Here is a 6,311-nt window from a genome sequence, read left to right on the forward strand (position 1 = left end):
GAGGAGTGTGCGTGACCGCTGCAATGCGTGACGACTCGCGCAGCGAGCCGGAGGACGACGAGTACACCGCCGTCCGATGGAACGACCGCGCCATGTTCGGCAGCTTCCGGGGTCTGCCCTGGTGGGCCGCGGTGCTCATCGCGTTCGTGGTGGCCATCGTCGGCACGTTCGTCGACGTCAACTCGGCCGCGCACACCGTGGGCTGGGTGTTCGCCGTCACGTTCTTCGTGGGCTGCGTCGGCGCGGTGGTGTTCGTCGAGCGGCGCTCGATGTTCGGCCCGGTCGTCCAGCCGCCGCTGGTGCTGGCGATCGTGGTGCCGGTCCTGGTGATGCTGACGCAGGGCATGCCCGGTGGCGGGCTGGCGGCGGTCGGCCTGGCGCTGGGCAAGCCGTTGATCGACGGTTTCCCGGCGATGGCGATCACGACGGCGTGCACGGTGATCATCGGCATCGTCCGCGTGACGACGCAGAAGGACCCGAACCGGCCGACCAAGGACGAGAAGCGGGAGGCGAAGCGGAAGCCGGACAAGCCCCGCCGCGCCGACCGCCAGGACCGCCCCGACCGCCCGGCCCGCGCCGAGAAGCCGGAGCCGGAGGACCGCCCGAAGAAGCGCCCCCGCGCCGACCGCGGCGAAGCGCCCGCGGACCGCCGCCGCCCGGCCACCGACGAGGACCGCCCCCAGCGCCCCCGCCCGCCGGCCGGCTCCCCGGACCGCCCCCGGCGCCCGGCCCCGCCGCGTGACGGCGCCCGGCCGCCTCGCCGTCCCCGCCCCCCGCGCGACGAGGCCTGACGGGCGTCACCGACCGGGCGCGACCGGCCACTTCCAGGCGAGGCGGACGATGACGGCGACCAGCGCCACCTCCACGGCGCTGCCGACGAGGTAGTAGACCCACGTCTCGCCGACGCACGACGCGATCAGGGTGATCGCGTAGAGCACGCCGACGACGATGGTGACGATCCGGTTGACCCGCGCCTCGAGCACGAGCGACAGGACCACCATCAGGATCGGCGGCAGGAGGTAGAGCAAGGTCGAGACCAGGAACACCTGGTCGACCGCGAACGGCGTGCCCGCCACCTCGCCGTCGAGCGCGGCGTCGAGGACGTCGGCGCGGTAGAACCCGAAGATGTCGACGTAGGCGAACGTGAACAGCACCGCCGTCCACAGCGCGCCGAGCACGAGCTTCACGTCGACCGGGGCGTCCCGGTACTGCTTCCCAGGTGTCGTCCGCACGGCCATCCGCTCCTCCTGTGGGGGCTCCGGAGATCCAGCGTGATCGTGCCGGGCGCGGACCACATCGGGCTCTCGGCCGACGTCCTCCCGGCCGGTCGGCCGGTGCCCGAGCGGTACTTCCGGTCAGGACTCGTGGGCGAGCAGCCAGCGCTTCACGTCCGCGCCCCAGCGGAAGTTGCCGATCGCGCCGCCGGTGCGGATCACCCGGTGGCACGGCACGAACAGGGTGGCCGCGTTGCGGGCGCACGCGGTCGCGGCGGCGCGCACCGCGGACGGCCTGCCCGCGAGCAGGGCGTAGTCGGCGTAGCTGACCGGCTTGCCCGCCGCGACGGTGCGGAGCGCCTCCCACGCCTGCTGCATGAACTCGCCCCCGCGCTGCCGGACCGGGACGTCGGCGATCGCGTCCAGGTCGCCCGCGTGGTAGGCGCGCACGGCCCTGGTCACCGCGCCCAGGTCGCGGCGGTGCGCGAGGGTCGTCGGGCGCAGTGACGGCGAGACCTGGGGCAGCAGCTCGTCCACGTCCGCGGTCCACCCGCTGGCCAGGACGGCGCCGTCCATGGCGACGACGGTGGTGAAAGGGCTGATCGGGGTGTCGACGGTCGACACGTGGCCGGTGCTCACGCGGTCCTCCTCAAGTGCATCGCGGCGTACGAGCGCCACGGGCGCCACGCGATGTTGTCGCTGGTCAAAGGGATGTCAGGGGCGCCGAGCACGCGCATCACCACGTACGAGGCGACCTCGGGGCCGACGCCGGGGAACGCCGACAGCTCGGCGTGCAGCTCGTCCGCGTCACGGCCGACGTCGACCCGCAACGTGCCGTCGGCCAGGGCCCGCGCCACCGGCGAGTCGATCGCCGAGGGCGCCGGGTACAGGTGCGTCACCGGACCGTCGGGTTGCTCCAACGGCTCGCCCGGCGCGTCGTGGCCGAGCGCCCTGAGCAGGGTCTCCGCGCCGTCGACGCTCCCCGGCAGCCGCACGCCCGGCCGGGCGACGACCGACGGCCGCAGCGCCGGGTCGGCGGCCAGGAAGTCGTCCACCGCCACCGGGTCGGCGTCCAGGTCCAGCAGCCGCCGCACCCGGCTCACCGCGCTGCCCAGGTCGCGCAGGTCGGTCAACCGCAGCGAGCACGACACGTGCCCCGCCGCGGGCTCCAGCAGCACGGTCGCCTGGCCGTGCGGCAGGCGCAACGACCGCGCGTAGCAGCGGTCCGTCACGTGCTCGACGCCCGGGATCGCGTGCGCCCGGAAGTACGCCAGCAGCCCCGCCGCGTCGAACGGCGGCCGGTACGGCAGGCGCAGCGTGATGCGGCCCGGCGTGGTCGACGCGGCACGGGTCGAGCGCATCGCCGACGGCGTGGCCGCGAACACCGCCCGGATCGTGTCGTTGAACTGCCGCACGCTGGCGAAACCGGCCGCGAACGCGATGTCCGCGAACGACAGGTCCGTCGTCTCGATCAGCAGCCTCGCGGAGTGCGCGCGGTGCGCACGTGCCAGCGCCAGCGGTCCGGCGCCCAGCTCGGCGGTCAGCACGCGGGTCAGGTGGCGCTCGGAGTAGCCCAGGCGCGCCGCGAGCCCCGGCACGCCCTCCCGCTCCACCACGCCGTCGGAGATCAGGCGCATGGCGCGGGCGGCCAGGTCGGCCCGCAGGTTCCACTCCGGCGAGCCGGGCACGGCGTCGGGCAGGCACCGCCGGCACGCCCGGTAGCCGGCGGACTGCGCCGCCGCCGCGGTCGGGTAGAACTCGGCGTTGCGGCGCTTCGGCGTCACGGCGGGGCAGGACGGCCGGCAGTAGATCCGGGTCGTGCGCACCGCGAGGATGAAGCACCCGTCGAAGCGGGCGTCGCGGGCGGCGACGGCCCGGTAGGCGCGTTCGTCGTCGAGGAGCATGCGACCCACTCTGCCAGGGGCGGGACGTGGGGTCTCGCGGGAATCGGACACGGCGTTGGGGGCGCGTAGACTCACCCACCGTGAGTTTGACCCTCGGTATCGTCGGCCTGCCCAACGTCGGCAAGTCCACCCTGTTCAACGCCCTCACGCGCAACGACGTGCTGGCGGCGAACTACCCGTTCGCGACCATCGAGCCGAACGTCGGCGTGGTGCCGCTGCCGGACGCCCGCCTGGCGAAGTTGGCGGACATCTTCGGCTCCGAGCGCGAAGTGCCGGCGGTGGTGTCGTTCGTCGACATCGCGGGCATCGTGAAGGGGGCGTCCGAAGGCGCGGGGTTGGGGAACAAGTTCCTCGCCAACATCCGCGAGGCGAACGCGATCTGCCAGGTCATCCGGGTCTTCGACGACTCCGACGTGATCCACGTCGACGGTCGCGTCGACGCGGCCGCCGACATCGAGACGATCAACACCGAGTTGATCCTGGCCGACCTCCAGACCCTGGAGCGGGCCATCCCGAGGCTGGAGAAGGAAGCCCGCACGCAGAAGGACCGCCGTCCCGCGCTGGAGGCGGCGCAGAAGGCGCGCGAGGTCCTCGACGGCGGGCGCACGCTGTTCGCCGCGCAGTCCGAAGTGGACGGTGAGCTGCTGCGCGAGCTGAGCCTGCTGACCTCGAAGCCGTTCCTGTACGTGTTCAACGCCGACGAGGCCGTGCTCACCGACGAGGCGAAGCTCAAGGAGCTGCGCGAGCTGGTGGCGCCCGCGGACGCGGTGTTCCTCGACGCCAAGGTCGAGGCGGAGCTGCTGGAGCTGGACGAGGAGTCCGCGCGCGAGCTGCTGGAGTCGATCGGGCAGCACGAGCCGGGCCTGTACTCGTTGGCGCGGGCGGGCTTCCACACCCTGGGCCTGCAGACCTACCTGACCGCGGGCCCGAAGGAGTCGCGGGCCTGGACGATCCCGAAGGGCGCGACCGCGCCGCAGGCGGCCGGGGTGATCCACACGGACTTCGAGCGCGGCTTCATCAAGGCCGAGGTGGTCTCGTTCACCGACTTGGTGGAGGCGGGCTCCATGGCCGCCGCGAAGGCCGCCGGCAAGGTCCGCATCGAGGGCAAGGACTACGTCATGGCAGACGGCGACGTGGTGGAGTTCCGCTTCAACGTCTGACCGGTTGATCGAAGGAGGTCGGACAGCTCGTCCGGCCTCCTCGGCATGCCCCCGCCGTCCTTCAGGGTGGTACGATATCCGGTACCAGAGAAGAGGGGGTGCCCGCCGTGTCCATCACCGCGAGCGAGGCCCGTAGAGACCTGTTTCCCCTGATCAAGAGGGTCAACGAGGACCACGACGCCGTCGAGATCGTGTCCAAGCACGGAAACGCCGTGCTGGTTTCCGCCGAGGACTACGCCGCCCTGCGCGAAGGCTCCTACCTCCTGCGCTCGCCCGCGAACGCTCGTCGGCTGCTCAAGGCCTACGAGAACGCGCTGAGCCGGATCAACCTCTCCGAGCGTGCGCTGATCGACCCGGATGCGGCAGACGCGGACAAGGGTGGCGAGTGAGGCTCGTCTTCGAAGAGCACGGCTGGGAGGACTACACGTCCTGGCTCAAGAACGACCGCAAGACGCTCGCCCGGATCAACAAGCTCATCGAGGACGTCCTCCGCGACCCGTTCACCGGGATCGGCAAGCCCGAGCCTCTCAAGCACCACCTCCCGGGTGCTTGGTCGCGCCGGATCGATGACGAGCACCGGCTGGTCTACCTCGTCGTCAACGACGAGATCGTCATCCTCGCGGCCCGTTATCACTACTGATCGAGGGAGAGTTGCCCGGAGCCGGCGTACCCGGGAACTGCGACCGGATCTTGCTACCACATTGGTAGCATCACGGCATGGCGATGACGTTGCGGCTGTCCGACGAGCAGGAACGCGCGCTCGCCCTGCTCGCCGAGGCGGACGGGGTGAGCAAGCACGAGGCCGTGGTGCGCGCGATCGCCGACGCCGCCGCACGCCGGGTCCGCCAGGACCGTGTACGAGGCCTCTCCGCTGAGGGGCGCGCGCGGTACGCGGGGCTGCTCGACCGGCTCGCGCAGTGACCGTGGAGTACCTGACCCTGGAGGACCTGCTGGCGCTCGCGGACGACTTGGGCGTGCCCCAGGTCCGCGACGTGGGCCTGCTGGACTCCGCCGCCCACCGGCCGCGGTCGTCGCTGATGGGGCAGGACGCGTACGAGGGCGTGCACGAGAAGGCCGCCGTGCTGCTGGAGTCGGTCCTGCGCAACCACCCGTTGATCGACGGGAACAAGCGGCTGGGGTGGATGTCGGCGTTCGTCTTCTACGGCCTCAACGGGATCGACCTGGACGCGCCGGAGGACGACGCCTACGACCTGGTGATCGCGCTCGCGACCAGTGGGATCGGCCACCCGGAAGCCGCCGCGCGCCTGGCCGGCTGGACCAAGCCCGACCCGACGCCTCCCCGCGCCGCGCCGGAGTTCCGGTTCACCGACCCGGCATGAGCTTGGCCAGGTCGACGTCGATCTCGAACGGCACGGTGAGGTGCAGCGAGTCGCGGAACACGCCGGTGGGCGCGTAGGACTTGGTCGGCTCGTCCAGTTCGTAGACGTGCACGACCGGGCCGCCGGCCTCGTCCTCGACCAGCCAGTAGTGCCGGATGCCGGCCGCCGCGTACTTGCGCAGCTTCACCGTGCGGTCGCGGAAGGCGGACTCGGCTGAGACGACCTCTGCCACCAGCAGCACGTCGACGGGCTCGAACCACGTCTGGTCCGGGTCGTAGGGCGAGGACGTCACGATGACGTCGGCTTCCGGGCGGTTCCGGGCGTCGAGTCGCACGGTCATCCCCTGCACGGCCTCGATGCCGCCGGGTGCCCCGTCGTCGAGCGCTCGGGTGAGCTCCGAGAGGAGGCGGCTGTGCCACGACCGCTGCGGGTAGATCCGGAAGACGAGCGTTCCGTCGATCAGTTCGGTGTGGCGGGGAGCGTCGGTCAGGAGGTCCAGGTCTTCGGCGAACCAGCCTTCCTCCCGTGGCGGGCACATCCAACCGGGCAAGGTGTTCATGGCGGTGGACGCTAGGTCGTGAGCAGGTGCCCTGGTAGTCGCACGATGGCATGGCGCGACCACGACGACGGACCGGTGGGGCGGAGCACCGAGCCGTGAACAGACCTCGGGGCGGTGGGCTCAGGTGAGCCCAC

The 6,311-nt window shown here is 71.9% G+C and carries 10 protein-coding genes; 6 read left to right on the top strand and 4 right to left on the bottom strand.

The annotated features are described in order from the left end of the window. Positions 1-11: 11 nt before the first annotated feature. Positions 12-791 (top strand): DUF6542 domain-containing protein, encoded by a 780-nt coding sequence (locus tag ABTZ99_RS33255; RefSeq protein WP_498774246.1) that lies wholly within the window; start codon positions 12-14, stop codon positions 789-791. A 6-nt stretch (positions 792-797) separates the two neighbouring features. Here the strand turns inward: ABTZ99_RS33255 and ABTZ99_RS33260 are convergent, their stop codons facing one another. The 3 genes from ABTZ99_RS33260 to ABTZ99_RS33270 all read right to left on the bottom strand — a co-directional run bounded on the left by ABTZ99_RS33260 (position 798) and on the right by ABTZ99_RS33270 (position 3,118). Further along, on the bottom strand, positions 798-1,238 hold the full coding sequence (locus ABTZ99_RS33260) for a DUF6326 family protein (protein ID WP_499616952.1): 441 nt from the start codon (positions 1,236-1,238) through the stop codon (positions 798-800). 117 nt (positions 1,239-1,355) lie between these two features. After that, positions 1,356-1,853: a methylated-DNA--[protein]-cysteine S-methyltransferase gene (locus ABTZ99_RS33265; RefSeq protein WP_498774250.1), complete on the bottom strand. Its 498-nt coding sequence runs from the start codon at positions 1,851-1,853 to the stop codon at positions 1,356-1,358. Beyond that, positions 1,850-3,118, bottom strand: a complete 1,269-nt coding sequence (locus ABTZ99_RS33270) for a bifunctional transcriptional activator/DNA repair enzyme AdaA (RefSeq protein WP_499616955.1) — start codon at positions 3,116-3,118, stop codon at positions 1,850-1,852. The genes ABTZ99_RS33265 and ABTZ99_RS33270 overlap by 4 nt, the downstream gene beginning before the upstream one ends. An 80-nt stretch (positions 3,119-3,198) precedes the next feature. Between ABTZ99_RS33270 and ychF the strand changes: the two genes are divergently transcribed. The 5 genes from ychF (at position 3,199) to ABTZ99_RS33295 (ending at position 5,618) form a co-directional block, all read left to right on the top strand. Further along, entirely contained in the window at positions 3,199-4,278 is a 1,080-nt protein-coding gene (gene ychF, locus ABTZ99_RS33275; protein WP_499616958.1) for a redox-regulated ATPase YchF, read from the top strand. 107 nt (positions 4,279-4,385) lie between these two features. Continuing rightward, complete coding sequence (locus ABTZ99_RS33280) at positions 4,386-4,667, top strand: type II toxin-antitoxin system Phd/YefM family antitoxin (RefSeq protein WP_308257208.1); 282 nt, start codon at positions 4,386-4,388, stop codon at positions 4,665-4,667. Then, positions 4,664-4,918, top strand: coding sequence for a Txe/YoeB family addiction module toxin (locus ABTZ99_RS33285; RefSeq protein WP_230567335.1), 255 nt, complete (start codon positions 4,664-4,666; stop codon positions 4,916-4,918). Before ABTZ99_RS33280 ends, ABTZ99_RS33285 begins: the two co-directional genes overlap by 4 nt. A gap of 77 nt (positions 4,919-4,995) precedes the next feature. Continuing rightward, on the top strand, positions 4,996-5,199 hold the full coding sequence (locus ABTZ99_RS33290; protein ID WP_230567334.1) for a CopG family transcriptional regulator: 204 nt from the start codon (positions 4,996-4,998) through the stop codon (positions 5,197-5,199). After that, a complete protein-coding gene (locus ABTZ99_RS33295; RefSeq protein WP_498774262.1) occupies positions 5,196-5,618 on the top strand; it encodes a type II toxin-antitoxin system death-on-curing family toxin in 423 nt (140 codons plus the stop codon). Before ABTZ99_RS33290 ends, ABTZ99_RS33295 begins: the two co-directional genes overlap by 4 nt. On the opposite strand, the gene ABTZ99_RS33300 is transcribed toward ABTZ99_RS33295, so the two are convergent. Continuing rightward, positions 5,602-6,177, bottom strand: a complete 576-nt coding sequence (locus ABTZ99_RS33300; protein ID WP_499616963.1) for a Uma2 family endonuclease — start codon at positions 6,175-6,177, stop codon at positions 5,602-5,604. The two genes, ABTZ99_RS33295 and ABTZ99_RS33300, sit on opposite strands and share 17 nt — an antisense overlap. Positions 6,178-6,311 lie beyond the last annotated feature (134 nt).

Origin of the sequence: Actinosynnema sp. NPDC002837 (assembly GCF_040295345.1) — a bacterium.
In the GTDB taxonomy this organism is placed as follows: domain Bacteria; phylum Actinomycetota; class Actinomycetes; order Mycobacteriales; family Pseudonocardiaceae; genus Actinosynnema.